25 protein-coding genes are annotated in these 25,419 nt (G+C 60.5%); 6 read left to right on the forward strand and 19 right to left on the reverse strand.

Annotated features, from left to right (window positions below):
* Window positions 1-64: 64 nt before the first annotated feature.
* Window positions 65-730: an SRPBCC domain-containing protein gene (locus RDA78_RS05210; RefSeq protein ID WP_434054292.1), complete on the reverse strand. Its 666-nt coding sequence runs from the start codon at window positions 728-730 to the stop codon at window positions 65-67.
* 184 nt (window positions 731-914) lie between these two features.
* On the opposite strand from RDA78_RS05210, the gene RDA78_RS05215 reads away from it, so the two are divergent.
* On the forward strand, window positions 915-2,111 hold the full coding sequence (locus tag RDA78_RS05215; protein WP_434054293.1) for an FIST N-terminal domain-containing protein: 1,197 nt from the start codon (window positions 915-917) through the stop codon (window positions 2,109-2,111).
* Window positions 2,108-3,460 (forward strand): ATP-binding response regulator, encoded by a 1,353-nt coding sequence (locus RDA78_RS05220; protein ID WP_434054294.1) that lies wholly within the window; start codon window positions 2,108-2,110, stop codon window positions 3,458-3,460. The genes RDA78_RS05215 and RDA78_RS05220 overlap by 4 nt, the downstream gene beginning before the upstream one ends.
* A gap of 36 nt (window positions 3,461-3,496) precedes the next feature.
* On the opposite strand, the gene RDA78_RS05225 is transcribed toward RDA78_RS05220, so the two are convergent.
* Together RDA78_RS05225 and RDA78_RS05230 are read right to left on the reverse strand one after the other, a co-directional pair.
* Window positions 3,497-4,222: a response regulator gene (locus RDA78_RS05225; RefSeq protein ID WP_434054295.1), complete on the reverse strand. Its 726-nt coding sequence runs from the start codon at window positions 4,220-4,222 to the stop codon at window positions 3,497-3,499.
* A 120-nt stretch (window positions 4,223-4,342) separates the two neighbouring features.
* Entirely contained in the window at window positions 4,343-6,106 is a 1,764-nt protein-coding gene (locus tag RDA78_RS05230) for a PQQ-dependent methanol/ethanol family dehydrogenase (protein ID WP_434054296.1), read from the reverse strand.
* Between the two features lie 322 nt (window positions 6,107-6,428).
* On the opposite strand from RDA78_RS05230, the gene RDA78_RS05235 reads away from it, so the two are divergent.
* Complete coding sequence (locus RDA78_RS05235) at window positions 6,429-7,301, forward strand: alpha/beta hydrolase family esterase (RefSeq protein ID WP_434054297.1); 873 nt, start codon at window positions 6,429-6,431, stop codon at window positions 7,299-7,301.
* Here the strand turns inward: RDA78_RS05235 and RDA78_RS05240 are convergent.
* The 7 genes from RDA78_RS05240 to RDA78_RS05270 are packed head-to-tail and all read right to left on the reverse strand — an operon-like array spanning window position 7,298 to window position 12,494.
* On the reverse strand, window positions 7,298-7,804 hold the full coding sequence (locus RDA78_RS05240; RefSeq protein ID WP_434054298.1) for a DUF4269 domain-containing protein: 507 nt from the start codon (window positions 7,802-7,804) through the stop codon (window positions 7,298-7,300). The genes RDA78_RS05235 and RDA78_RS05240 overlap by 4 nt on opposite strands.
* 52 nt (window positions 7,805-7,856) lie before the next feature.
* A complete protein-coding gene (locus RDA78_RS05245; RefSeq protein ID WP_434054299.1) occupies window positions 7,857-8,405 on the reverse strand; it encodes a tetratricopeptide repeat protein in 549 nt (182 codons plus the stop codon).
* Between the two features lie 38 nt (window positions 8,406-8,443).
* Window positions 8,444-9,235 carry an ABC transporter permease gene (locus RDA78_RS05250; RefSeq protein WP_434054300.1) on the reverse strand — a complete coding sequence of 264 codons (792 nt, stop codon included), beginning with the start codon at window positions 9,233-9,235 and terminating at the stop codon, window positions 8,444-8,446.
* Window positions 9,232-9,954 (reverse strand): ABC transporter ATP-binding protein, encoded by a 723-nt coding sequence (locus RDA78_RS05255; protein WP_434054301.1) that lies wholly within the window; start codon window positions 9,952-9,954, stop codon window positions 9,232-9,234. Before RDA78_RS05255 ends, RDA78_RS05250 begins: the two co-directional genes overlap by 4 nt.
* Entirely contained in the window at window positions 9,951-10,403 is a 453-nt protein-coding gene (locus tag RDA78_RS05260) for a hypothetical protein (protein WP_434054302.1), read from the reverse strand. The genes RDA78_RS05255 and RDA78_RS05260 overlap by 4 nt, the downstream gene beginning before the upstream one ends.
* A gap of 18 nt (window positions 10,404-10,421) precedes the next feature.
* Entirely contained in the window at window positions 10,422-11,393 is a 972-nt protein-coding gene (locus tag RDA78_RS05265; protein WP_434054303.1) for a YVTN family beta-propeller repeat protein, read from the reverse strand.
* Between the two features lie 3 nt (window positions 11,394-11,396).
* The gene (locus RDA78_RS05270) at window positions 11,397-12,494 is read right to left on the reverse strand and encodes an ABC transporter substrate-binding protein (RefSeq protein ID WP_434054304.1); all 1,098 of its coding nucleotides are present in this window, start codon (window positions 12,492-12,494) and stop codon (window positions 11,397-11,399) included.
* Window positions 12,495-12,733: 239 nt separating this feature from the next.
* On the opposite strand from RDA78_RS05270, the gene pedF reads away from it, so the two are divergent.
* Entirely contained in the window at window positions 12,734-13,456 is a 723-nt protein-coding gene (gene pedF, locus RDA78_RS05275) for a cytochrome c-550 PedF (RefSeq protein ID WP_434054305.1), read from the forward strand.
* Entirely contained in the window at window positions 13,456-14,373 is a 918-nt protein-coding gene (locus RDA78_RS05280; protein WP_434054306.1) for a substrate-binding periplasmic protein, read from the forward strand. The genes pedF and RDA78_RS05280 overlap by 1 nt, the downstream gene beginning before the upstream one ends.
* A gap of 39 nt (window positions 14,374-14,412) precedes the next feature.
* On the opposite strand, the gene RDA78_RS05285 is transcribed toward RDA78_RS05280, so the two are convergent.
* Entirely contained in the window at window positions 14,413-15,339 is a 927-nt protein-coding gene (locus RDA78_RS05285; protein WP_434054307.1) for an FAD:protein FMN transferase, read from the reverse strand.
* The gene (locus tag RDA78_RS05290) at window positions 15,336-17,390 is read right to left on the reverse strand and encodes a 4Fe-4S binding protein (RefSeq protein WP_434054308.1); all 2,055 of its coding nucleotides are present in this window, start codon (window positions 17,388-17,390) and stop codon (window positions 15,336-15,338) included. The genes RDA78_RS05285 and RDA78_RS05290 overlap by 4 nt, the downstream gene beginning before the upstream one ends.
* Window positions 17,391-17,590: 200 nt before the next feature.
* On the opposite strand from RDA78_RS05290, the gene RDA78_RS05295 reads away from it, so the two are divergent.
* The gene (locus tag RDA78_RS05295; protein ID WP_434054309.1) at window positions 17,591-18,004 is read left to right on the forward strand and encodes a c-type cytochrome; all 414 of its coding nucleotides are present in this window, start codon (window positions 17,591-17,593) and stop codon (window positions 18,002-18,004) included.
* Between the two features lie 15 nt (window positions 18,005-18,019).
* Here RDA78_RS05295 and doeB read toward each other — a convergent pair whose 3' ends face one another.
* From doeB to RDA78_RS05330, 7 genes are all read right to left on the reverse strand, one after another.
* Window positions 18,020-19,009 (reverse strand): N(2)-acetyl-L-2,4-diaminobutanoate deacetylase DoeB, encoded by a 990-nt coding sequence (gene doeB / locus RDA78_RS05300; protein ID WP_434054310.1) that lies wholly within the window; start codon window positions 19,007-19,009, stop codon window positions 18,020-18,022.
* Between the two features lie 2 nt (window positions 19,010-19,011).
* Window positions 19,012-20,199, reverse strand: a complete 1,188-nt coding sequence (gene doeA / locus RDA78_RS05305; protein ID WP_434054311.1) for an ectoine hydrolase DoeA — start codon at window positions 20,197-20,199, stop codon at window positions 19,012-19,014.
* Window positions 20,200-20,219: 20 nt separating this feature from the next.
* Window positions 20,220-21,212 (reverse strand): cyclodeaminase, encoded by a 993-nt coding sequence (locus RDA78_RS05310; protein ID WP_434054312.1) that lies wholly within the window; start codon window positions 21,210-21,212, stop codon window positions 20,220-20,222.
* Window positions 21,213-21,215: 3 nt separating this feature from the next.
* Window positions 21,216-22,223: a hydroxyectoine utilization dehydratase EutB gene (gene eutB / locus RDA78_RS05315; protein WP_434054313.1), complete on the reverse strand. Its 1,008-nt coding sequence runs from the start codon at window positions 22,221-22,223 to the stop codon at window positions 21,216-21,218.
* Between the two features lie 157 nt (window positions 22,224-22,380).
* A complete protein-coding gene (locus RDA78_RS05320; RefSeq protein WP_434054314.1) occupies window positions 22,381-23,694 on the reverse strand; it encodes a TRAP transporter large permease in 1,314 nt (437 codons plus the stop codon).
* Window positions 23,687-24,184: a TRAP transporter small permease gene (locus RDA78_RS05325; RefSeq protein ID WP_434054315.1), complete on the reverse strand. Its 498-nt coding sequence runs from the start codon at window positions 24,182-24,184 to the stop codon at window positions 23,687-23,689. The genes RDA78_RS05320 and RDA78_RS05325 overlap by 8 nt, the downstream gene beginning before the upstream one ends.
* Window positions 24,185-24,238: 54 nt before the next feature.
* A complete protein-coding gene (locus RDA78_RS05330) occupies window positions 24,239-25,255 on the reverse strand; it encodes a TRAP transporter substrate-binding protein (protein WP_434054316.1) in 1,017 nt (338 codons plus the stop codon).
* Window positions 25,256-25,419 lie beyond the last annotated feature (164 nt).

Here is a 25,419-nt window from a genome sequence, read left to right on the forward strand (position 1 = left end):
CACCTCAGGCCCGAAACAGGAAAACCCGGCTTCGCGCCGGCGTAATTTCAAACAGCGCGCCGCTTCAGAAGACGGCGGCCAAGATGATGACCACGGCGCCCAGACCGACAAGACTCCAGATCAGCGGTCCGCCGAAGACCCGCTCATTGGTGTCGGCCCGAGGCTCTGCAGGTTTGGTGGAATGCGTTTCCATCGCAGCGGCGGCCGGCATGGAAACTTCTTCCGGCGCAGCATCTGCGACAGACGGTGCGGGCTCTTCCACCGGGGCCGCGCTGGATGCGGGTGCTTCCTGGTCCGCTACCGTATCGGAAAACTTGGTGAAGAAGTCCTCGGCCATCTTTTTTGCGGTCGAATCAATCAACCGGCTGCCGAGCTGCGCCAGCTTGCCGCCAACCTGGGCCTTGGCCTCATAGGTGAGAAGCGTTCCTCCGTCCGCATCTTCAAGCCTGACATCGGCGGCTCCCTTGGCAAATCCGGCGACGCCACCCTTGCCTTCGCCCACGATCGTGTAGCTCTCCGGCGCGTTGATGTTTTCAAGCGTGACGGCACCTTTGAACTTTGCCTTGACCGGCCCGATCTTCGTCGTGACCGAGGCGTTCATCTCGGTATCCGATGTCTTTTCCAGGCTCTCGCAGCCGGGTATGCAGGTCTTAAGCACTTCGGGATCGTTGAGGGCCTGCCAGACCTTCTCCCTGCCGGCCGGTATCAACCTTGTGCCGGAAATTTCCATCGTGTCCTCCCACTCGAATTGCTTCAAGTTCCTCACATCGTAGAAAAGAACAGTGGCGGGCGGCTGTACACTGTACTTTAGGCCGGGGTGAGACCAGCTTTACAAGCTTCTCCTTCAAGAGCTACAAATTGGCCTTGGCGGCGGACATCCCAACCTAAGAAGATGCCGGCGCCGGGAGGAGACATTGAACCCGAGATCAGGGACGCGGCACGCCTGCGGTGTGGAGGTCATCACGACCAGCCAGCCGCACGAACACTTATTCTGGGTTGATATCGGCGCGGCTGCGCGGTCAGGGCAGTTCGGCCTCTGCCTGCTGTTTTTCTCGCAGGACACCTTTCCCCCCGATCTCATTACCGGGAAAATGGCGGCATTCGCGGATGGCCTTCCCTATGCCGCCTGTTCGACCGCAGGGGAAATCGGCGCTCCGGACGGCGACACAGGGCAGTGCCTCGCCGTGCTGTTTCCGAAGAACCACTTCTTGACAGTGCCTTTGCGGATCGAAGGGATCACCTCCATCGGCTTCGACCGTATCGTGACGCAGGTCAAGGAAGCCCGGCAGACCTTCGAGAATGCAAGCGCCCAGCATCGCAACGGGTCCGACGAGGGCGACATTTTCGCGATTTGCCTGATCGACGGCATGTCCGTCGTTGAGGAAATGGTCACCGCCGCGCTTCACTGGGCACTGGAGGACATACCTCTTTTGGGCGGTTCGGCCGGGGACAGCATGCGGTTCACGCGCACGTCGCTCATTCTCAATGGCGAGATCGGCGACGATTGCGCGATCGTGGTCTTCTTCAAGAGCACGGTGCCGTTCAAGATCTTCAAGACGGACAATTTCGTGCCGACAGACCGGAAACTCGTGGTCACCCGGTCCGACCCGGAGCGGCGTATCATTTACGAGTTCAATGCGACGGAAGCGGCGATCGAGTATGCGCGCGCCGTCGGCATAGACCCCGGCGCATTGTCGCCGATGAGCTTCGCGTCCCATCCACTGGTTGTCCGGGTCGGCGGCGAATACTACTGCCGCTCGGTTCAGAAAGTGAACCCGGACGGGTCCCTGTCCTTCTTCTGCGCCATTGACGATGGTATCGTGCTCACCGTCGCCGAGCCGACCGGCATGACGCGCTCGACCAACACCGCCTTCGAAAACGTGGTTCGGGAGATCGGCAGCGTCGATTTCGTTCTCGGCTTTGACTGCGTCCTTCGGCGGATCGATGCGCAGAACCGCCAGGCGACCCAGCGAATTCAGAAGATCTATCAGAAGTACAACGTTGTCGGCTTCAACACCTACGGCGAACAATACCTGTCGATGCATCTCAATCAGACGTTTACCGGCATCGCTTTTGCCAGACGGGAACCGAGTACGGGAGATCAGTCATGAGCCTGTCCGACATTGACGATGTCATGCGCCTGCAGAAGATCAATGCCGCCCTGGTCGACCGGGTCGAACAGGCCATGGACCAGCAGCGCAATGCATTTTCGCTGTTCCAGACCGCGATCTCGCTGGAAGGCCAGGTCCGGCGGCGCACGGACGAGCTCACGACCGCTCTCCACCGTCTCGAAGAAACCAATATCGAGCTTGCCCGCCAGAAGGACATTTCCGAGCGCGCCAACCGCTCCAAGACGCAGTTCCTGGCCGCTGCGAGCCACGACATCCTGCAACCTCTCAATGCCGCGCAACTGACAATCTCGTCGCTCTACGATCTGCAGCCGTCCGACCAGGCGCGATCGATGGTCAACCAGGTCGAGCGCTCGCTCGACACGATGAACGAGTTGCTGCGCACCCTGCTCGACATTTCCAAGCTCGACGCCGGGGTGACGATGCCCCGGTTCGCGTCCGTGCCCATACCGCCCATCCTTTCCAGTCTCCTCTCCGACCTGCGCCCGATCGCGGAAAAGAAGGGACTGCGCCTTCGCGTCGCGGTAACAAATGACTGTGTCTATACAGACCGGCTGATGCTGCGGCGCGCCCTGCAAAACCTGATCACCAATGCGATCCGCTATACTGACCGGGGCGGTGTCCTGATCGGCACGCGCAGGCAGGGCGACGACATCGCGATCGAAGTGATCGATACGGGACCCGGCATCCACGAGGACCAGCAGGAAAAGATCTTCGAGGAGTTTCACCGCGGCCCGCTACCCCAGGGCGATGCGGAACACGGAACGGGCCTCGGACTCGGGCTTGCCATCGTCCGCCGGCTGATGACCGCGCTCAATCACGAGGTCAGCGTCCGTTCCACGCCCGGCAAGGGAAGCGTGTTCCGCATCCGTGCCAAGCGCACCGACGCGCCGCCCTCCGTCATCCATGCAGCGCCGGTGGCACCGGTCTCGGCGCATTCAAGCGCCAATCTCACGGGCAAGAAAATCCTGGTCATCGAAAATGACCCGGCGGTGCTGGAGGCGATGGCCGGCCTCTTGTCGAACTGGGGCTGCCTCTACAGGATTGCCCGCTCGACCTCACAATCGATCGCGGCACTTGAAGACGGCGCTTGGCTGCCCGACCTGATCATTGCGGACCATCACCTGGACTTCGGGGATCTTGGCACGGACACGCTCGAGCGGCTGTTTGAAATCCTGCCTGCGCGCGTTCCAGCGATCCTGGCCACGGCCGATGCGTCACAGGCCCTCGGCGAGCGGGCGAAGCAGCTTGGCGTCGAGCATCTGCCGAAGCCGGTGAAACCCGCACAACTGCGCGCACTGGCAACGCATCTGGTCAATTCGAACAAGTGAAACGTTTCAGGCTCTTCGGGTGCGGACCACCCGCTCTCAGCTGTGGTGTCTTGTCGGCGCCGGTGCCTCTGAGGACGCCATCGCGTCGAAGGGACCGGTGGAGCCCAAAGCCTCTAGTTTCTTGACTTCGATCACGGCCTGGGTGCGGCTGGCAACACAGAGTTTTCTTAGAATTTCCGACACGTGTGCCTTCACGGTCGTCTCGCCGACCTGGAGTTCATAGGCAATCTGCTTGTTCAGCAAGCCGTTGCATATCATGTGCAGGACACGGATTTGCTGAGGCGTCAGGCTGGACAGGCGCTCGATCATTTTCCGTGTCTGATCGTCAAGCGGCTCTTCCTCCGGGTCGGTATAGGTTTCCGGGAGATAGGTCGCGCCGTTCATCACCTGCTGAATCGCCTCGGCGAGCGTTGTTTTCTTGGAAGACTTGGGTATGAACCCGGCAGCTCCGTAGGCCATCACCTGCGCAATGATCGGCGCTTCCTCAGCGCCGGAAACCACCACGACGGGAAGACGCGGATAGTGGGTGCGCAAATGCAAAAGACCATCCATGCCCTTCACGCCGGGGATCGACAGGTCCAGAAGGGCAAGATCAAATCCTGCGTCGTCATCCAGCAGCGCACAGGCATCGTCCAGGGACGCGGCGTCGAGCGTGTCCGAGTTCGGATAGGCAAGTTCCACGGCGCTGTGAAGCGCTTCCCTGAAAAGGGGATGATCGTCGATGATCAGGAACTTGGTTGCGCCTTCAGCCTCGATAGACATTTGCGTTTGCCTCCCGGTTTCGGACGATAGATCCATCATGACCCGCAGTCGCATCATCCGGTGCAAGGGTCGGATCACCTCCGGCGGGGAGCCCGCCGGAGGTGACATATCTTCGCAGGCCTAGTTCGAGGATGCCAGCTGCTTGGGCAGTTTGAACACCCAGATCGAGCCACCCTGATTCAGGTAGTTCACCTTCTTGGCCACTTCACCGCCCCAAAGAGGCACGGCGCCACCCCAACCGGACGAGATCGCAATGTACTGCTCTCCGTCCATGTCCCAGGTGATCGGCTGACCGACGATACCGGAGCCGGTCTGGAAGGACCAGAGTTCTTCACCTGTGTCAGCATCGAATGCCTTGAACTGACCCTCAGGCATTCCGGTGAACACGAGACCACCGGCCGTGGTCATCACACCGCCCCACAGGGGAGCGTTGTTCTTGTGTTCCCACTTGATTTCACCCGTGTTCGGATCGATCGCCTTCAGGGAGCCGATATAGTCCTCGAAGATCGGCTTGATGGTGAAACCGGAGCCGAGATAGGCCGCACCTTTCTTGTAGGTGATCGGCTCGTTCCAGATATCCATGCCCCACTCGTTCGATGGAACGTAGAACAGGCCGGTGTCCGGGCTGTGCGCCATCGGCATCCAGTTCTTGCCACCAAGGAACGAGGGAACGGCAAACACCACCTCGCCCTTCTTGCCGTCCGCCGCCTTGCTCGGGTCGCCCGGACGATTGCCTTCATTGAATTTCGGACGGCCATCCTCGCCGATCCCCTCAGCCCACGTGATCTCTTTCACGAACGGCCAGGCGTTCACGAACGCACCATCATCCCGGTTCAGGACATAGAAGAAGCCGTTCCGGTCGGCGGTCGCGTAGCGCTTGTTGCCACTTGCATCGACAAACGGAATGACCTCGTTGACGCCGTCGAAATCCCAGCCTTCGCGCGGTGTGGTCTGGTAGTGCCACTTGATCTCGCCGTTTTCCGGGTTGATGCCGATCCGGGACGCCGCATAGAGATTGTCTCCTTCGGTTCCGGATGGATTTCCGGCGGCGCGCAGCCAGCTGTTCCAGGGGGCCGGGTTGCCGGCGCCGAAGACCAGCGTGTTGGTGTCCTTGTCGTAGGTGCCGCCGAGCCAGGTGGCGCCGCCGCCGGTTTTCCACATGTCGCCCGGCCAGGTCGCATTCAGCGTGCCGGTCATGGTGCTTTCCTCACCCTTGAAGGTGCCCATGTGACCCTCGATGACAGGCCGGGTCCAGACCAGTTCACCCGTTTCAGCGTCCCGTGCCTGAACCTCACCGACGATGCCGAACTCGCCGCCGGAGTTGCCGGTTACGATCAGCCCGTTCACGATGACCGGAGCCGCCGTGTAGGAATATCCGGCCTTGTAGTCGGCGATTTTCTTGCGCCAGACAACATCGCCGGTTTTCAGGTCGAGCGCCACGATGCGGGCATCAAGCGTTCCGAAGTAGATCTTGTCGCCGTAGATCGCCGCACCGCGGTTGACGACATCGCAACAAGGCAGGATCCCCTCCGGCAGACGTGCGTCATACTGCCAGATCTCCTCGCCGGTTTTCACGTCGATCGCGTAGAGACGTGAATATGAGCCTGTGATGTACATGACGCCGTCATAGATCAGCGGCTGGGTTTCCTGACCGCGCTGTTTCTCTCCGCCGAGCGAAAACGCCCAGGCCGGAACGACATTCTTCACGTTGTCCTTGTTGATGATCTTCAGCGGCGAAAAGCGTTGCTGGTCGCGCCCCATTCCGTTGGTCAGAACGCTCCCGGTGGTGGTCGCGTCATTCGCCAGATCTTCTTCAGTCACGTCGGCGTGCGCACCTGTCATCGCGAGCGCACTGACCGCTGCCATTGCGAGAAACTTCCTCATCCTGTCTCCTCCCAGGTTCAGTTCGGACAGAGCGACGCGTCCGGATCCCAGACCAAAAACGTTGCCGCCGCCTCCCTGATTTTCAGTCTAGTGGAAGTGCCTGCGCTGGAGAATTGCACCATAGTGCACCTTAGGAACCTCAGAAATCCGGGACATTACAAAAGTGCACCGCAGCAATTTCGGGGAACCCGCGCAGCATCGCCCCTTACGGGGAACCGGCGCAATCGAGCCTCACTTTCCGCTAACGGCGTTTTGAGTTGGCTCGCCTTGCGATGCACCCTACCGTGCCTGTCATGTTGCCTGCCGCCCCAGGAAAGTCCCGATGAAATCACCGGCGCTGTTCGCCCTGCTTTTCCTCTTCGCCGGTGTTCTCACCGCTTCTGCCGCGCCCCCCGGGGAGATGCCTTGCGGCCTGGACAAGGCCTGCGACGTCGGAGACAGGGTCTACCGCGCCAAACCGCCGGAAAACTGGAATGGAGAACAGCCGTTGCCGGTTCTGATCCACTTTCATGGGTGGAAGCGCGATTCCAAGCATCCGCTGAAGAACCCGAAGGTCCTGAACGCCATCGAAAGCAATGGCGCCCTGCTGGTCGCGCCGGAAGGACTGCACCGGACATGGGACTTCTGGGAACGGGACAACCGGGATGTGCCGTTTGTCCGCGCTGTGCTGGAAGACGTGGCAAAGCGCTACCCGATCGACGGCACCCGGATTTACGCAACCGGGTTCTCCTACGGCTCCGCAATGGCCTGGCGGGTTGCCTGCGACGCCGGCGACCTGATCGCGGGTATCCTCCCGGCGGCCGGCACGCTTTACAGACAGGACGCCATAACCTGTCCGACGGGGCCGGTGAATGTCATGCACGTGCACGGCTTCAAGGACAATGTCATGAAAATGCCGCTTGACCAGGACGGCGATCCCAATGTCGCGGTCGACCTGTGGCGCCGCACCAATCTATGTGCCGCCGGGCCTGACAAAAGCGAGATCGTGAACGGACATGACTGCCGGACCTGGTCCAGCTGTGAGAGCGGCAAGGAGGTGATGCTGTGCGTGCATGACCGTGGCCACATCGTTCCGAAGGGATGGATCGAAAACGCGCTGGATATCGCGCTGAAGCGCTACAGGCTGGATCCGGGGATCCGTGGATCGAACCCCTTTAAACCGGATGGCCCGGGCGAGGCGGCGCGCGCCAACTAGAGCAATGCCAGAAGCCGATCGTCGGACTGTCCTTCCAGGCGAAGGAGCGCTTCGTAAGGATCTCCCACGAGGTCGAGAACTCTCGCGAATACGGGCTCCGTCTTCATGCCGCCCTGCTTGAGTTCGACAATCCGTTCGCGCAGCTCCGGCCGCAGAGCCAGGAGTTTTTCCTCTATGCGAAAGTGACGAACACCCCACTGATGTGCCGTCGCAATTTGCTGGCAAAAAACCTCGATTTCCCATTCGCACGCAAAAAACGACGCAATGATCGCGGGTTCCGGCAAATGGTCCGTGGTTCGGATCGAAAAGGAATGCATCGATCCGAATGCGCGGTTCGCAACACGGGCGAACCTGTCGAAGTCAGACGCGGAACACGCGATGTCGATGTCGCTCGAATCCGTCGCGATGCCCAGTGGCGGTGTCCCGATGACCACCGGGTCGAACTCCGCGAGCGATCGGGGAAGGTCAAGCTGGTTTAGGACATCGAGGTAGAACGGCTTCATCGCCACGCTTCTTCATGTGCGGGATCGGGTTGCCTGTCCGAAGTTCAAGGTCCTAGTAGATCCGCTGGAACTTCCATTCATCGGCATCCGGCGTCACGCTTTTCCAGTCATACCCGCTCTTGCGAAGCTCTTCGGCCGTCTCGAACCCCTGCTCGGCAGAGCGGTCGATAAACTCCCTGCCGCGATCCGGATCCTGCTCGACGCCGTATCCGCGCAAGAGATCCAGCCCATAGTTGAATTCGCCGACCGGATCACCCGCCTCCGCCGCTTTGCGGTCCCAGGCCGCAGCCGCTTCCGGATCCTCGTCCTGTCCGAGTCCGTTCTGGTCCATGTAGGCCATCCAGGTCATCGTGCCTGTCCAGCCCTTGTCTGCACAGTTCTGGAAGACTTTGCGCGCGGCTTCATGGTCGCCTCGCTTGGTCATCAAGTAGCCCTGCGCGCAGACGACCATGTCGACATCACCTTCAAGTGCCCTGGCAAGCGACTTGTTGAGGCTCATTTCATCCGGATTGAGCGTGCCGCCACTGTCGATTTCTTCAGCCTGCGCCGCCTGAGCGAGGAAACCCGCCGCCAACAAAGCCGTAACAACACCTGATTTCATGTCCGGACCTCCGTGTTTTCAAATCCTGCCCAATGCGCTCAGGCCTTCCGCCGAACAATGCCGCGTGCGGGATCATACCCCAAAATGCTGAGCCCGAGAAACACACCAAAAGCCAACAGCACCCAGACGAGCGCCATACCGTTAAACTGGCCGTAGAGTGCGAAGCGGATCAGTTCGACACCGTGCGAGAACGGATTGAAGGTGCAAATGTCCCGAAGCAGGGGCGACGCCTCTGCCATCTTCCAGAGCGGATAGAGCGCCGTCGACAGGAAGAACATCGGGAAGATGACGAAATTCATGACGCCGGCAAAGTTCTCCAACTGGCTGATCGTGCTGGAGAGCAGAAGCCCGAGCGCCCCAAGCATCAACCCGTTCAGGATCAACGCGGGCAGGATCGCGACATATCCCGCAAACGAGAAATCGATTCCCGTCAGCGCCGCGATCGCCAGAAAGGTATAGACCTGAAAGATCGATATGGTGGTGCTCGCAAAGAGCTTGCAGAACAGCAGCCACCAACGGGGGATCGGGCTGGTCAGAAGCAGGCGCATCGAACCCATCTCGCGGTCGTATACGAGGCTCAGGGACGACTGCATGCCCGAGAAGAGCTGGATCATGCCGCACAGGCCGGGAACGATATAGACCTCGTAGGTGATGTAGGTCTGGTAGGGCGGCTGGATCGACAGACCAAGTGCGGCCCGGAACCCGGCGGCGAACACGATCAGCCAGACCAGCGGCCGGACGATCGCTGCCAGAAACCGGCCCCGCTGCGACACGAAGCGCGAGGCTTCGCGGTGCACGATGGCGACAAGGCAGATCAGGGCCGCGTTCATTCGCTGTCCCCCGTCATTTCCAGAAAGCGCGACTGCAATGTCATGCCATCGGCAATTCCGGCAGCATTGCCGATGGCAAGGACAACACCCTTGTGGAGCACGATGAGACGGTCACTGTCCCGGATTTCATCGACCAGATGCGTCGCCCACAGAACCGTCAGACCCTGTTCATCGGCAAGATCATGGACGTGACCCGTAATTGCATGCCGCGTGGCCGCGTCCAGTCCGACGGTCGGCTCATCCAGCAGCAGCACCTGCGGTTCATGGATCAGCGCCCTCGCGATTTCCATGCGCCGCCGGTGACCGCCGTTGAGCGCGCGGACTTTCTCGTGCATCCGCTCGCTCATGTCGACACGCTCCAGCACGGTCTTTATTCGTTTGTCCGCGAGGGAGCCGGAGATACCGTGCAGCGCTGCAAAATATTTCAGATTGCGCCGGACGGTCAGATCCAGATCCAGGGTCGGCTGCTGGAAGACAACGCCGATCTGCGCCAGCGCCTTTCCCGGCGCGCTCGAGAGCGAATGCCCCTCCACGCTGATATCCCCCGCATCAGGGACGAAGAGCCGCGTCAGGACCGAAAACAGTGTGCTCTTTCCGGCACCGTTCGGGCCGAGAAGTGCACAAAACGATCCTTTCTCAAGAGAGAAGCCGACGTTGTTCAACGCCGTCTTCTTTCCGTAGGAATGCGAGATGCCCTGAACGCTCAGGCGCGCTGTCACTTGATGGTGATCTCCAGTTTCTGCAGGTCGCTGCCGGGAACGCCAAAGTCGTAGGTTCCCGGCTTGATCGCGAGAAAACTGATTTCCGCCGTCCCGGCTTCGTCGAATTCAAGACTATCCACGCCAAGCGGGCGAATTTCAATGCCCTCGATGACGATCTCGTCTATCCAGATCGCCCTGAAAAAATCAGCGCCCGCCAGGGCCAGTTCCTGGCTACCGTCAGCCTCGATCTCGACTTCGTAATAGGTTCCCGATTTCAGCTCCAGCTTGCCGCTTTCGTTGAGAGGCGTTCCTGCGGACAAGGTCAAGGGCGGAAGATCTTCCCGGTTGTCGCGCGACATGATGCCGGCCACTCCGAAGGACGGAGCATCATCGTCATCATCGCCGTCGGCGATGGCCGGTGCGGCGACAAGCGTGAAGGCCGTGACGCAGGCAAGCAAGAATTTCATGGTTTCCTCCCGGTTCAGTTAGTTCGTCGGCCGGTATGCCGCGCCCCATGGGAAGCGCCCGACCTTGATTGTCTTGACAGGCGCCAGCTCCGCGACATCGATCACCGTCACGTCTCCGGACACGCCATTTGTTGTGAAAAGCAGGCTTTCATCGCCGTTGAACGCCATGTGCCAGACACGGCGGCCCACCAGGATGTAATCGGTGACTTCGTAGGTTTTCGGATCAACGACCGCGATGTGGTTGGAAGGACCGAGCGCCACGAAGACATGCTTGCCGTCCTTCGTCATCTCGAAACCGACCGGCTGCACGCGGTCAGGGTGAATGCCCTGGATCTCGAAATTGATCTTGGCTTTTTCCGTCTGACTTTCCCGATCGAAAACGGTGATCGTGCCGCCGATTTCCGAACTGACCCAGAGCTCCGACCCGTCATGGGTGAATTCGGCATGGCGCGGACGCTGATCGACGATCGTGTTGGCGAAAAGCTCCTGCGTGCCGGTATCGATCCAGTGCGCCATGTTGGTGGTCTCGGAGGTGGTGATCGCGATCTTGCCGTCGGGCGACACCGCCATGCCTTCCGGCTCGATACCGACGTCGATCTGCGCGATCACCTTGCGGGTTTCCGTGTCAACCACGGTCGTGATCGCGTCATCCTCGTTGGCGATGTAAAGGTGCCGGTTGTCCGGGTGCAGCACGAACTGTTCCGGGTCTTCGCCCGAAGGCAGTTCGTGCAGGATCTTTCCCGTTTCCGGGTCGATCACCTGAACCGTGTCACTGTCGGAGGCACACAGGTAGAGAACCGAATGGTCGATCGCGAAAGTGATGCCGCGCGGCCGTTCCCCGACCTCGATCGTGCGGACGACTTCAAGCGTATCGATATCGATCACGCTGATCGTGTCATCCTTCTCGTTGGAGACCCAGACCTCGTCGGCGGCAGCGGTGGAAAGTCCCAGACCGAGCGTTAGCCCGGCAACCGTCAAGAACGTTCGCATGTTTCACTCCCTGAATGCTGTGCAGGCGCTTTCCGCCTCGTCCATGCCGAGCGTATCGAGCTCGGTTCTTTGATGCAGGAACCCCTCGAACGGCGCCTGGGCGACGACCGCCCGGGGATGCGTCAGGGGGATCGGCTGGCGCATTTGCCCGTTCCAGGACCGAAAGGTCTGCGGCCGTCCCTTGAAGCCCGCGAGTTCGAAGTCCTCCGACATGATGTAATCGCGGATCGGACCGGCTTCGGCCTGGTTGGTCCGGGTCACGGCTTCGCCGATAGTGCGCATGGCGGCCCAGGCGGCATAGTCCACGGGACGCATCTGCCTACCGGCGGATTCCTCGAAACGGTTCTGAAGCTGCGCTGCGCCCCATTGTTCCACCGTGCGGTCCCACGCCGCCGGAACCAGGCCCTCCGTGCCGGCCACCGGACGCGGCTCCCAGGCGTTGAACGGAACATAGCGGCCGAAATCATCGGTCTCGTCGGCGACCACCAGCACGTCATGCTCGGGAAAGTCCTGAGTAAAAAGCGGCAGTTCCTGAAAGGCATTGCGGCGCATGTCGGCATCGACATCCCAGACCCTGCGTTCCAGGATACGCACTCCGAATTTCTGCGCCGACGCGTCCAGCGCCTCGGAGAAAGCCTGATCCTTGGGATTGGGTCCTGCAAGCACGACCCAGTCGGTCCACTTCCTGCGGACGCCGAACTGGGCCAACGCATCCGTCAACATCGCGCGTGACGGCAGGGTATGAAGCACGTTTGCCCGGCAGGAAGCATCTCTCAGGGCGTTGTCCGGCGACCCGGCGTTAAAGAGAACCGCTGATGCTGCTTCCGGCAAGTCGGCCAGTGCAAGAAGATCCTCTCCGGGGGCCTTGACGATGATGAAAGGCGTGATCGCGAGAAGTTGGCGCGCGGCGGATATGAAATCGCCATCCTCCTCCACGATCCTTGGTTCCAGGCTATAGGTCTGCTTCAGGAACCGGCCGGTCGTGGCATTGTCCTTTAGGCCAACTTCAGCGCCTGCCAGGCCCTCGTTTTCAGGCACCGGATCGAGATTGGAAAGCACTGGCGGCTGTGGCTCAACCTTCTCAAGATATCCGATAGTCACCGCGACCTCGGCATATGCCGCGCCGCTGCAAAACCATAATATCACTAAGTAATTTGCAATCGATCTGGTGATCATGAAACCATTCCCCGCGTACTCGATACACGCGGCCTCCTCGCAGCTTGAAGGTTAGTCTGAAGATTGCTGAATGGGCAAGGAAACGGGACTTGTCCCTTGGTACAATAGCGCCTCGATAAGAGCTGTGCGTATCTAACCGCGATGATCTCGGGAGGAGAGAACTCATGAATTTGCGCAAATGCATGCTCGGCATCTTTGCGGCCGGAACCGCCCTTTCCCTGACCTCGCTCGATCCGATGGGCCGCGTGGAAGCCCATGGCGATGTCGCCCCCCAAGCCGTGGATACGGCAGGCCTTCCCGACCTCGGCGAGGAGTGGCTTGCAGAGAACCCCTGGCGGGATCCTGAAAGCGAATTCTGGGCGCTTGCGATCAAGGTGGGTGCATCCGGCTACAATCAGAACTGCGCGCGCTGCCACGGTCTTGAAGTGATTTCCGGCGGGCTTGCGCCCGATCTGCGCTACCTGGAGGCCGACGACTATGGCGACGAGTGGTATCTGGAACGCTACCAGTACGGCTACACGCAAAACGGCATCACCAAGATGCCCGCCTTTGGAGAGTTGCTCGGCCAGGAAGCGGCATGGGCCATCCGGACCTATGTCGAGACACGGCCGGATGAAGGCGCGCTGGATCCGCATTCCGACCGGCTGAAAGCGATACGGGACAAGATCAAGGAGCTCGCGGACACGACCTCGGCAGCTGACGCAGAAGAAACGATTGCGCCCATGCGCTCCGAAATGTCCGAAATCGCCGAGTCGCTCGAAACAGGGTCCGGTGCCCCGAAAGCCGATTCGGTTGCTTCACGTGCGGTGTTGCAATTGGACGGGTCTGATGAAAGTCTCAAGAAAACCGCTGAGATTCTGACGATCGGACTGTCGGCCGCCCAATAATGCTCAAACCCGTGCAACAAACGGCACTCTCGCTCCTGGCCATGTTGATCATGGCCGGGACAAGTGCATTTGCACAGAACTGCGAGAATGTGCGTTTCGGCGACGAAGCGGAGCGCAGACCGCAGAATGTCGGCCGGGATATCGTCGGCCAGAGCCTCGACGACATTCAGGAACGCGGCACGATCAAGATCGCGGTTTACGAGGACTTCCCGCCCTTTTCCTACAAGGAAGGTGGTGTGCTGAAGGGGGTTGATATCGAGATCGGCAAGCTGATCGCGGCTGATCTCGGCGTCGAGGCCCAGTTCATAGCAACGGCAGCCGACGAAAATGTCGACGGCGACCTTCGGAACAATGTCTGGCGGGGAAAACTGATCGGCGGGCAGATTTCGAACGTAATGCTTCACGTGCCCTATGACCGCGAACTCGGCTGCCGGAACGAGATGGTCGTTCTGAACGGGCAGTATTACAACGAGCAGCTTGCGATCGCTTACCGCAAGGGCGCCTATCCGGAAGACCCGCCTGTTCCGGCCTACTTCCGTTTTGACACGGTCGGCGTGGAAAACGACACGATTTCGGATTTCTATCTCTCCGGTTTCGCCCGCGGCCAACTCGTTGCCAACATGCAACGGTTCCCGACCACGGATGACGCCATGTCCGCGCTAGCTGACGGTGAGGTGATGGCGGTCATGGCGCCGCTGTCACAGATCGAGCACGCCATGACCGATGAACTCGCGGTTCACATGCCACCCTTTCCCGGCCTGGCGAAATCCTCCTGGACGCTGGGGCTTGCCGTCAGACACAACTGGAGGCCGCTGTCCTATGCCGTCGATGACGCCATCCGCTATGCCGTCGAGGACGGCCGGATGGCGAAGATCTTCGAGGATCACGGTCTGAGCTACACCAAGCCGGACTGGTGACCTGCAAGCGCGACCGGCGAACGGTTGTTCCGGGCTCTTTCAGACGCGGATCAAGTGGCCATCGACATCCTGGAACCAGATTGCCGTTGCATGTCCTTCTGACACCGCCATCTCTGCAAGGTCCGTCGACGACGTGAGCGCCAGCGCGGTCGACAACCCGTCCGCTGTTGCGGCCGTTTCCGCCTGGACGGTCACAGACTGCCATCGCGGGTCGCTTGCGCCGGGACCGGGCGGGACAATGTGGCCGCTCCCGTTCTGAAAACGTGTCCCGCTAGGGGCTGATGTCGCAACAGCAGAATCGTGGAGTTGCAGCGTGTCGAGCACGGCCCCGGATGCGCTTGCGATGCCGATACGGGCGGGTCTTGAGCGGGCACGATACTCGCCGACATGTACAAGATGCGGGTCGAACCCGTGCGCATTCAAGACGTCGCTGACCCGGTCCGTCGCAAACCCCTGGGCGATGCCGTTGAGTGTCATGGCCATTCCGGGGACCGAAAAGGACAGTTCCGACTGATGCCGTTGAACCTTGGTCCAGCCGATCCGCTCGGCGATCAAGTGCCGCTCGACCGTCGTAAGCTCTTCCGGTGACCGCGCAAGTGCGACCATCAGTGGCTGCACCGTAGGGTCGAACAAACCTCCGCTCAAGTCATGCAACTTGTCGACGATGTCCATCAGACGTGCGAATTCCGGCGGCAATGTCAGGACGCCGCTGGCATTCAATGTGTTGAGGGCGGAATCGTGAATGTAGAGCGAAAACAGCTTTTCCATGCGCTGGATCGTATCGCGAGCCGCAAGCAGGGCCTGTTTCGCCTGCTCCCGGTCCGCGCCGAACAGCCTGATCTCCGCCTGTGCGCCAAGGGCGCGTCCGCGCCAGATGACCGGCTCGGCGCGGGCCGGCCGCAATGCGGCGGCCGACGCGGAGCACCCGGCCATGATCGTCAGGAAGCGGCGCCGCGTCGTGGTCAAAGCTGCCTCCCGCGCTTGGCCAGCACAAGAGGAACGCACTGAGTGTCGTCGTCATGAATGGTCACACAATCGAGGCACTGGAAGCATTCGTCGTAGCGAATGCCGCCGCTCGGCTTGATTGCATTGTAGTTGCACTTCACACGGCAGAGCTGACACGGGCTTCCGCAGGCGGCACGCCGCGGGATCCAGCTGCGCAATCTCAAGAACCCGCCGATCGCCATGACGGCCCCAAGCGGACAGATGTAACGGCAGAAACCCTTGAACACCATCATGCTGAGAGCCAGCAGCCCGACGCAATAAAGAACGTAGTACCACTCGCGCACGAAGAATGTCGTAATGGCCGTCTTGAACGGTTCGACCTCGATGGCGGCATCGAGATAGGACGGCGCTGTGAAGATCAGCGCGACCATGCCCGCCAGGATGACGTATTTGAGCTTTACAAGCCAGCGATCGATCCGGTCCGGCACCCGGATCTGCGGCAGGCGCAACAGGCGCCCGGCATGGTGCATGAATTCCTGCATGGCCCCGAACGGACACATCCAGCCGCAGAAGAAGCCGCGTCCCCACAACACGAAGGTCAAAATTACAACGCCCCAGATCAGAAGCGAAAACGGATCGTACAGGAGGAACGCCAGGCTTTGCCCCTCAAACACGCCGCGCACGACGCCAAGCACCGTCGCGATCGACAACTGTCCCTGTCCCCACCAGCCGACGAACCCGATCACACCGGCAAGAATGGTGAGGCGAAAGGCCGTGTAGTAGCGGAAGCCCGCCAGCTTCGACTGACCCAGGAAAAGGAGAGGCACCAGCATGGCGAGCCCGCCCGCCAGAACGATCAGATCTCCGGAGCGCGCGTCCACGGCCTGACGCCATACCGGCACTGGTGCCGGCGGCTCGTCCCGGATAAAAAAACGCTCGTCGGTCTGGTGTAGAATGCTGAAATCGACCGTGCCGATCTCAGGTCTGAAGGATCCGTGTTCCCGGACTGCCCGGACTGACAGCGTCCACTCGCTGGTCGGATCGAACCCGAGGCGGCGGTCGGTGCGCAGGATCATGGCGACTTCGCCGGGTATGCCATCGCGCAACTCGACGTCAAGATCGGCATCGCGAAGTGAGATCGGCAACCCGTTCTGGCTTGCGGTGATCAGGTCGGGACTGGTGTTGCGGACAAAGTCCTCTGTCACCAGCCCGTGCCGTCCCGCATCGATCACCAGAAGCGGCTCGTCTTCCGGAGACAACTCCCGGAAATTTTTCAGCTGACGCAGGCTGTCAGGTTCCAGGACCGCTTCGGCGATCGCAGGCGGGCCGAGATCGACCACCCAGAGATCGAGATAGACTGCGTCCGGTTCGTCCTTGGCCAGAGGGTCGTCATCTGCCCAAACCGTCTCCGCGAACGCCTCGTCGACCTCGCGATTGGTGACCACCCGCCGGCCGGCAATTCCCTCCTCGACCAGTTGTGACCAGGTCAGGTCTTCCGTGTAGTCCAGGTTCGGCTCGGCCGCCGCGCTGCCGCCAATTCCCTGCATCTTTTCGCGGGCAACCTTGAGGGCTGCCGCAAGCAGGGTTTCGTGGGCGATCCGCACACTGGCCGTCGCCTTGGTGACGCCGTCGAGATAGACCAGAGACGAGCCGCTTCCCCCGTCTCCATAGGGAACACCGATCACGAGGCTGTCGGTGATGGAATAGCCCTTGTATTGGGCAATGAAATCCTGAAACGGAGCCTCACCCAGACCGGAGACGAAGATCGGTTCGTTGTGGGAAATGATATCGACGTCGATCAGCCGCCCTTCAAGCGTCAGTATAACGAAGAGATTGATCGGGGCGCCTGAAAACCCCGGCAGCGGAGCCAGGTGTTGCGTCTCGAAGGCGTATCCCGCCACCCGGCCATCCAGGTTGATCAGTTCGTAAACATCACCCTCGATCAGATCACCCAACTGATAGGGCGGCTGAATGTAGCGGGCGGCTTCCTCCCGCTCCAGTTCCAGGGCGCCTGCCAGCGAAACCGCAAACAGGAGTATCGCGCCCGCGCAAATCATCAGCTGCGCCAGCACGCGACCCGTCCCTCGCGTTCCTGGGTGTCTCTCCTCCATGGTTCGCAGTTTTTCCGCAGGTGTCGGGCGACGCAACTGTCCTTTAGTGCAGAGTGGGTGACGCCGCCTGTACCAAAGGCCAAGAAAACCGTTGATGCAGATCAACGTTGCTCCGCCGTTGCCGGCGTTGACTCACTGCCATTCAGGAGAGGAGAAAACCCATGTCGATCAGGACGATCTTGCTCGCGGCGGCAGCACTGACGTTCACCCAGTCCCTGGAGGCAGCCGAGGTGTTTGAGCAGGCCAAGATCACGGCGGGAGAAATGCTCTACAGGGTCGAGTGCCGGCGATGCCACGCACCTGACTCCAGCGACTCGAGCTACGGCCCTCCACTCGAAAACATCATCGGACGCGGCGCGGGCACATTTTCGGGCTACGATTATTCCGAAGCGCTTGCGAGTTCAGGCATTGTCTGGACACCCGCTGCCTTGCGCGCGTGGATGGAAGACAACACCGGATTCCTGCCGGGCACAAAGATGCGGCATGTCGGTATCGAAGACAGAACCGTACAGGACATTATCCTGACCTATCTTGCCAGCCTCGACACGTCAGCCGGCGATCAGACGTCCAAGTGACCGGTATCGCGCAGGTCACACGACTGCTGCCACCACAGCAAGACAATCTCCGGACTTGATGAGCCCGGGAAAATGCCTGGCCATGAGGATACCGGACCGTTTCGCCCGGTATTCCGCCGGAGCAATGCCTGTCCTTGCGGTTGGCCAGACCCTTGCGAGCACGTCTCCCTTTGAGACGTCTTCACCGAGATCGACCAGCGGTTCGATCATGCCTTCGCTTTCGCTGAAGACGAAGCAATCCCCGTCCGGCATATCCAGCGAAATGCTTTTCTCCAGCTCAACTTCACCTGGAAGGATACCGGCATGTTTCAAAAAATTGCGGACGCCCTTTTTCGCGATCGCGGCCGTGCGGGCCGTTACGGTGCCGCCACCGCCGAGTTCGGTCGTGACGAAGATCTTTCCCTTGTCCTCGACCGCCGTGTCGTACATGCCGGTGCTGTCGATCTCCAGCATGATCGCCGTATAGGGCGCGTTGAAGGCACGGGCTGCGGCGACACATGCAGCCTGCTGATCGTTGTCGTCAAGGACGTGCGCGGACGCAAACGGCACGAAATCCAGCGTCTTGCCGCCTGAATGAAAGTCGAGGACGATGTCCGCCAGCGGGATCAGGACACTGTCGAAGTAATGCGCGATCTTTTCCGTCACCGTGCCATCCGGCCGCCCGGGAAAAGACCTGTTCAGGTTGCCCTTGTCGATCGGAGAGGTCCGTGTTCCTGCTTGAAACGCAGGAAAGTTGAATGCAGGCACGATGATGACGCGGCCCTGCACATCGCTTTGGGCAAGCGACTGCGCAAGGTCCATCAGCGCGACCGGCCCTTCGTATTCGTCACCGTGGTTGCCACCGGTGAGCAGCGCGGTTGGCCCGTCACCGTTCCGGATCACGGTGAGGGGAATCATGACCGAGCCCCAGGCAGAATCGTCGCGGCTGTAGGGCAGGCGGAGGTAACCGTGGTGGACCCCGTCTTCGTCAAAGGGAATTGTCGGGACGATCGGATTCTGCGCCATCGTCAGTCCTTCACGAACAGTTTGCGCGGGACGCTTGCAAGACACTCCGGCGCACCGTCGCGGATGACGATGCTCTCGGTGATCTCGAACCCCCAGTCTTCCATCCAGAGCCCCGTCATGAAGTGAAACGTCATGTTCTCCTCAAGCACCGACTTGTCGCCGCTTCGCAGCGACATGGTGCGTTCGCCCCAGTCGGGCGGATATGAAATGCCGATGGGATACCCCGTCCGATTGTCCTTGGTGATGCCGTGTTTCTTCAGAACCGCGAAGAAAGCGAGCGCAATATCCTCGCAGAGATTTCCCGCCCTTGCCGCTTCCAGCCCTGCCTCCATGCCTTCCAGAACGGCCTTTTCCGCGTCAAGGAAGGTCTGCGTGGGTTTACCGAGGAACAGGGTTCTGGAGAGCGGGCAATGGTAACGGCGATAGGCGCCGGCGACTTCGAAAAACGTGCCCTCGCCCGATTTCATGGGCTTGTCGTCCCAGGTGAGATGGGGGGCTGCGGCGTCGCTGCCGGACGGCAGCAGGGGAACAATCGCAGGGTAATCGCCGCCTGCTCCGAGCTCCGGATCGTAGCGCAATCCGGCGTCATATATATCCGCGACGAGATCACATTTGCGCAGGCCCGGCTCCGCCTTTTCCAGAATGCGGGCGTGGATCTTCTCGACGAACTTACCCGCTGTGCGCATGTAGGTGAGTTCCCGATCGGATTTGACTGCACGCTGCCAGTTCACCAGTCCCGTCACATCCTGGAAACGCGCGTTCGGCAGACCTTTCTGGAGCGCGGCAAGGCTTGCGGCGCTGAACCAGTAATTGTCCATCTCAACGCCGATGCGCAGTACCCCTGAACCGCGCGCGTCGATGCGCGCGGCCAAGACGTCCATCGGATGGCGCTCGGTCGACTGCACATAGTGATCGGGATAACCAATGATATTGTCCGGATGCATGAAACAGGTCCGAAGCGCGCCTTGCGCATCCTGCCCGCGCCCAAACCAGACGGGATCCCCCTCCAGTTCAAGCAAGACAGCCTGATGCACGTAGAAGGACCAGCCGTCATACCCGGTGAGCCAGGCCATGTTGGACGGATCGGAGACGAGGATGAGGTCAACGCCCGCCGCCTCCATCGCGTGGCGCGTCCTGGCAATCCTGCTCTGGTATTCGTGCCTGGAAAAGTGCAGCTTCGGTTCGATCATGCGGCTGGTCCGGTTAAACGTTAGGCGTTGATATCTGTTCCGAATCCCGAGGCGTCCGCGCGCTCACGTGCAAAGGTCGCGATGGCGGTATCCTGAATACCGGTCCCCGTCAGATCGCAGATGGTGATCTGCTTTGCATCGCTGCGCCCCCTGGCCTTTCCGGCCACGATGTCGCCGAGTTCATCGAACTGCCGGCTTGCCGGAACAATGCCGGCTGAAATCGCGTGGTGCAGTTCACCCAGTATTTCCGTTTGCGACTGCCTGTCGGGAACATAGAGATCGGCTGCGGCGAGACAGGCCGGTTCCAGCTCCAGCTTGTGCTCCTGGTCCGAGCCCATCGCAGTCACATGATGTCCGGCGCGCAGCCAGTCTGCCCGGAGCAGCGGCTCCGTACTCGGTGTCGTGGTGACAATGACGTCTGCTTCACGCACCCCCTGCTCAAGTTGTGAGGCGGCGCTCGCCTGAATGCCGAGCACGTCAGCCACCTCCTCCGCTGCCGCCTGTGCTTTTAAGATGTCCCTCGCCCAGAACGAAACTTTCTCGATGGGCCGGACAAGGCACAGGGCCTGAAGCTGAAGCTTTGCCTGCGCACCGGCGCCGACGATACATGCCGTTGCAGCCGTTTCCGGGGCCAAGTGTTTTGCCGCCACGGCGCCGGCCGCCGCGGTGCGAATGTCTGTCAGGTAGCCATTGTCCAGGAGCACCGCCTCGACAAAGCCGGACCGCGCGGAAAACAGGACCATCAGTCCTGATGCGCTTGGCAGACCCTGTTTCGGATTGTCGAAGAACCCGGATGCCATCTTGATGGCATAGCTGTCGATACCCGGGACAAAGGCGGTCTTGACGTCGACTTCACCGTGGAAGGGAGGGATCAGCATTGACATGATCGGCGGCATCTCGACCCCGCCGGCCGCCAGAAGCGAAAAGGCGCGCTCGACGCACGCAACCACCTCCATATCCAGCTTGACGATTTCGCGGAGATCCGTCTCGGTGAGTATCCTGATCCCGGGCATTCCTCAGCCCTCCCCTTCGTGTATCGGATCCACGGTTTCCCCGCAGATGATGCGCCTGTGCATGGTCATGTCGATATTGCAGCCGGTCAACAACGCGACGACCGGGCCGGAAAGTTCGGCCTTTTCCGCCAGAATCGCGGCAAGGCAGACCGCGCCGGATCCTTCCACCACCTGACGCTCGTTCAAATAGGCATGCCGGATGCCATCGGCGATTTCCGCCTCACTCAGGAGCACGGTCTGATCAACGAGATCGCGGGTAAGTCGGAAGGTGTACTGATTGTCGAGGCCGATGCCGCCGCCAAGCGAGTCCGCCAGCGTCGGCAGCTCCGGCACCTGAACAGGGTTCCCTGCGTCCAGCGAGGCGGCCATCGCCGCGCCGCGCTCCATGGAAACGCCTGTAATCCGCACATCCGGTTTCGCAGCCTTGACGGCAGCCGCCACCCCGGAGATGAGCCCGCCGCCGGACAGGGGCACGAGCACAGTTTCAACCTCCGGAACATCTTCCAGGATTTCGAGCCCCACCGTTCCCTGACCGGCGATGACATCCGCATGATCAAACGGAGGTATCAGCGTCATCCCTGCGTCGGCGACCAGACGATCGACTTCGACCTGTGCCTCGTCCTGGGACGTTCCGACGATACGCACCTCCGCTCCGAGCGCCTGGATCCCGTCGACCTTGTTTTGCGGGACAAGACGCGACATGCAGATGATGCACCCGATGCCGGCCTGTTTTGCCGCAAAGGCAAGCCCGCGTCCGTGGTTGCCGGTCGACACGCCGACAACACCATTGCGGCGGGAATCATCGTCGAGTGACAGAACCGCGTTGGTGGCTCCGCGCAGCTTGAAACTCCCGGTCGTTTGCAAGTGTTCAAGCTTGAGATGGACGGGGCTACCACACATCTGCGTCAGGCTTTGCGAGGGAACAACCGGCGTGCGCAGGACCGATCCCGCGATGCGATGTCTGGCCTTGATGAAGGCGTCCGCGGCGAGCGGGGAGGAATGCAGGTTCATGCAGCGACTCGGGTTATCCGCAAAAGCGGAGCAAGGTCGCGGAAATTTCCGAAACCGGTCGGACGATGATGGAAAAGATCATCGCGTCAGGTCAAGAGCTGTGTGACACCAGATGCTTCGGGCGAACCGGAACCGGATCGCAAGTTCAGCGACCCGACTACATCTGGCTGGGCAGAAACAGAACCAGGGCAGGCACCGACAGGAGCAGCAGCAGGCGGATGATGTCCACCATCCAGAACGGCGTCACACCCTTGAAAATCGTCGCTGTCGGCACGTCCCGGACCACGGCTCTCAAGACGAAGACGTTCAGGCCGACCGGTGGTGTGATGAGACTGATCTCAGTGACAACCACGACGATGATCCCGAACCAGATCGGATCGTAGCCGAGCCCGGTCACAATCGGGAAGAAGATCGGGACCGTGAGGAGCAACATGGACAGGCTCTCGAAGACGCAGCCGAGCGCGATATAGATCAAGAGGATGATGCACATGACCACCCAGGGCGGCAGATCATAGGCTGTCACCAGATTGCTGAGCGCCGCCGGCAGACCGGCGACATTGACGAAGTTGGAAAAAATCCAGGCACCGATCAGAACCGCGAACAGTCCGGCCGTTGTCATGGCCGTCTCACGCAGGGCGTCAAACGTATCTGACAGCGACAGGCGCCGCCGGGCGATCGCGATCAGGAAGGCCCCCATCGCGCCCATCCCGGCCGCTTCCGTCGGAGAAAAACTCAGGTTGAGCGGCGGAATGTCGAACACGCCATAGAGACCGCCAATAACCAGGAAAAACAGCAGCAGAACAGCCCAGACGTCCTTCAGCGCGGCCAGTCTTTCCGCAAAACTCGCCCGAGGACCGGCCGGACCGGCGTCCGGATCGCGCCAGACCGTGAACTTGACGGCTACGAGATAGAGCACGATGCCGATCAGACCCGGAATGACTCCGGCCACGAAAAGCTTGCCGATGGAGGTCTCCGTCAACAGGCCGTAGATCACGAGAATGACGGAGGGCGGGATCAGGATACCCAGCGTTCCACCCGCGGCGATCGAGGCCGTCGACAGCTTGTCGCTGTAATTGAAGCGGCGCATCTCGGGCATCGCGACCTTCGACATGGTCGCGGCCGTGGCAAGCGATGATCCTGATATGGCGGCGAATCCGCCGCAGGCGACGATGGTCGCCATCGCGAGCCCGCCGCGCAGATGGCCGAGAAACGCATTGGAGGCCGCGTAGAGTTCGCGGCTGATACCCGCCTTGTTCACGAACAGGCCCATCAGGATGAACAGGGGAACCACGGAGAGGCCGTAGTCCTGGCTGGTGTCGATGATCAGGCGTGCCGCCATGGAAATGGAGGCCCGGTAACTGGTCTCGAGCATGAAGCCGACCATGCCGACAAAGCCCATGGCAAAGGCAATCGGAATGCGCAGCATGACCAGAACGAGCACTGCCGCAAACCCGAGAAGACCTTCAAGCATCCGATCCGCCCATCAGTTTCGGTGCAAACAGATAACCGAGGCCCCGGACGATCAGAACAACGGCGGTGATTGCGGTGACCGCGGCAATGAACCAGCCAACAAAATGAAGCGGCAGCCGCAGATACTCCATGACGTCGCCATAGGACCGGCTGCGTTCGGCCAGAACATAGACGCGCTCGGCCGGCCAGATCAGGATGACGCCGCAAAAGAGATTGGTGAAGGCATCCCGCCAGCGTGTGAGGTGTCGCCGCTTGAAGAAACCGTCGAGCAGGTCAACGCTGATATGGCCACCCTGTGCCGATACGACCGGCAGCACCGAAAACACCGTGATCGCCATCAGAAGACGGGTCATGTCCGCCGCCACTTCGATCGGCGCATTGAAGACCGATCGCAGCACGACATCACAGAATGTCATGACCATCAGGACAAAAAGCGCGAGCGCGGCAAGAACGGCCGGCAGCCTGGCTGCAAGCTTCAGAAAATGCGACACGTCTGTTCCTTTGGAAAGCCGGTGGTCCGGAGGGCGCCGGACCACCTGTTGCGGTCAGTTGCCCGCCATTTCTTTCTTGACCATTTCATAGGCCGCCTCGGCGTCGAGGCCGGCTTCGGTCAATTCCGCCAGTACCTTGGCCTTGACTTCGTCTGCGATTTTCTCGAATGCGGCAACATCGCCTTCGTTCGCAGGCGTGATCTTGGTGCCTTCGGCGCTCTTGGTCGCCTCATAGGCAATCATGTCGGACTTGTCCCAGGCAGCCCCAGCCATGCGGCTTGCAGGTTCACCAAAGACGTTCTCGTCAAGCGCCTTCTGTACTTCCTCGGGCAGGCTGTCGAACTTTTCCTGGCTCATGATGATCGCGAAAGAGCCGCGATAAAGCCCGCCGGGCATGTCATAGAGGTTCTTGGCAACCTCGTTCAGCTTAAAGCCAACGCGTTCACCGACATTCATGGCAACGGCGTCGGCCGCGCCGGAATCGAGTGTTTCATAGACCTTGGGAGCCGGCACGTTGATGCCGATCAGGCCCAGCGCCGCTCCGACATCACCGGCAACCCCGCCGCCAATCCGGGTCTTCAGACCGTCCATGTCGGCAAGGCTTGCAACATCCTTGCTGGAATGGATCTGTCCCGGACCATGAGTGTTGAGAGAGATAACCTTTACACCACGGTGTTCATCGAGCTTGTCGAGATGTTCCTCGTGCACGCGCCAATAGGCAACGGAGGCCGCCTCGGCGCTGCCTTCGTAGCCGGGAAGTTCGATCAGCTTGGTCGCCACGAACCGTCCGGGCTGATAGCCGTGGAAGATGATGGCAATGTCAGCCGCGCCATCGAGGATCAGGTCCATCTGGGCGGGCGGTGGTGCGAGACCGAAGACCAGTTCACCGGAGACCTCGCCATCCGTCGACTTTTCCATCATGTCGATGAGACTGGCGAAGATTTCCGTATTAATGCCGTGTGTCGGCGGCAGCCAGCTTGAAATTTTCAGAACAGTTTCAGCCGAAAGCGCAGATACGCTCAAGCAGAGCGAAACGGCCGTGGCACCTGCGATCCTTATAAGCGACTTCATTTTCCTCTCCCTCGGAATGTGTCTCAAAAGGGCAATTCCTCCGCGCCCGAGACCGACCTTCAAATCTTCCATTCAACTCGTCTGCTTGTCAAGAAATATGAAACTGCATATATTTCTCGCAACGAACGAAAGCTCAAATCTTGTTTCAACGATGCCCGATCATG

It is taken from the genome of Roseibium sp. (genome assembly GCF_051016195.1).
Classification (GTDB): Bacteria; Pseudomonadota; Alphaproteobacteria; order Rhizobiales; family Stappiaceae; genus Roseibium.

What these genes read in the sequence shown, in the direction of transcription:
- RDA78_RS05225 (WP_434054295.1), bottom strand. Translation starts at nt 4,222, where the DNA reads ATGTCTATCGAGGCTGAAGGCGCAACCAAGTTCCTGATCATCGACGAT.
- RDA78_RS05245 (WP_434054299.1), bottom strand. Translation starts at nt 8,405, where the DNA reads ATGAAATCAGGTGTTGTTACGGCTTTGTTGGCGGCGGGTTTCCTCGCT.
- pedF (WP_434054305.1), top strand. Translation starts at nt 12,734, where the DNA reads ATGAATTTGCGCAAATGCATGCTCGGCATCTTTGCGGCCGGAACCGCC.
- RDA78_RS05310 (WP_434054312.1), bottom strand. Translation starts at nt 21,212, where the DNA reads ATGCCCGGGATCAGGATACTCACCGAGACGGATCTCCGCGAAATCGTC.
- RDA78_RS05280 (WP_434054306.1), top strand. Translation starts at nt 13,456, where the DNA reads ATGCTCAAACCCGTGCAACAAACGGCACTCTCGCTCCTGGCCATGTTG.
- RDA78_RS05210 (WP_434054292.1), bottom strand. Translation starts at nt 730, where the DNA reads ATGGAAATTTCCGGCACAAGGTTGATACCGGCCGGCAGGGAGAAGGTC.
- RDA78_RS05235 (WP_434054297.1), top strand. Translation starts at nt 6,429, where the DNA reads ATGAAATCACCGGCGCTGTTCGCCCTGCTTTTCCTCTTCGCCGGTGTT.
- RDA78_RS05230 (WP_434054296.1), bottom strand. Translation starts at nt 6,106, where the DNA reads ATGAGGAAGTTTCTCGCAATGGCAGCGGTCAGTGCGCTCGCGATGACA.
- RDA78_RS05260 (WP_434054302.1), bottom strand. Translation starts at nt 10,403, where the DNA reads ATGAAATTCTTGCTTGCCTGCGTCACGGCCTTCACGCTTGTCGCCGCA.
- RDA78_RS05330 (WP_434054316.1), bottom strand. Translation starts at nt 25,255, where the DNA reads ATGAAGTCGCTTATAAGGATCGCAGGTGCCACGGCCGTTTCGCTCTGC.
- RDA78_RS05250 (WP_434054300.1), bottom strand. Translation starts at nt 9,235, where the DNA reads ATGAACGCGGCCCTGATCTGCCTTGTCGCCATCGTGCACCGCGAAGCC.
- RDA78_RS05240 (WP_434054298.1), bottom strand. Translation starts at nt 7,804, where the DNA reads ATGAAGCCGTTCTACCTCGATGTCCTAAACCAGCTTGACCTTCCCCGA.
- eutB (WP_434054313.1), bottom strand. Translation starts at nt 22,223, where the DNA reads ATGAACCTGCATTCCTCCCCGCTCGCCGCGGACGCCTTCATCAAGGCC.
- RDA78_RS05220 (WP_434054294.1), top strand. Translation starts at nt 2,108, where the DNA reads ATGAGCCTGTCCGACATTGACGATGTCATGCGCCTGCAGAAGATCAAT.
- RDA78_RS05265 (WP_434054303.1), bottom strand. Translation starts at nt 11,393, where the DNA reads ATGCGAACGTTCTTGACGGTTGCCGGGCTAACGCTCGGTCTGGGACTT.
- RDA78_RS05295 (WP_434054309.1), top strand. Translation starts at nt 17,591, where the DNA reads ATGTCGATCAGGACGATCTTGCTCGCGGCGGCAGCACTGACGTTCACC.
- doeA (WP_434054311.1), bottom strand. Translation starts at nt 20,199, where the DNA reads ATGATCGAACCGAAGCTGCACTTTTCCAGGCACGAATACCAGAGCAGG.
- RDA78_RS05320 (WP_434054314.1), bottom strand. Translation starts at nt 23,694, where the DNA reads ATGCTTGAAGGTCTTCTCGGGTTTGCGGCAGTGCTCGTTCTGGTCATG.
- doeB (WP_434054310.1), bottom strand. Translation starts at nt 19,009, where the DNA reads ATGGCGCAGAATCCGATCGTCCCGACAATTCCCTTTGACGAAGACGGG.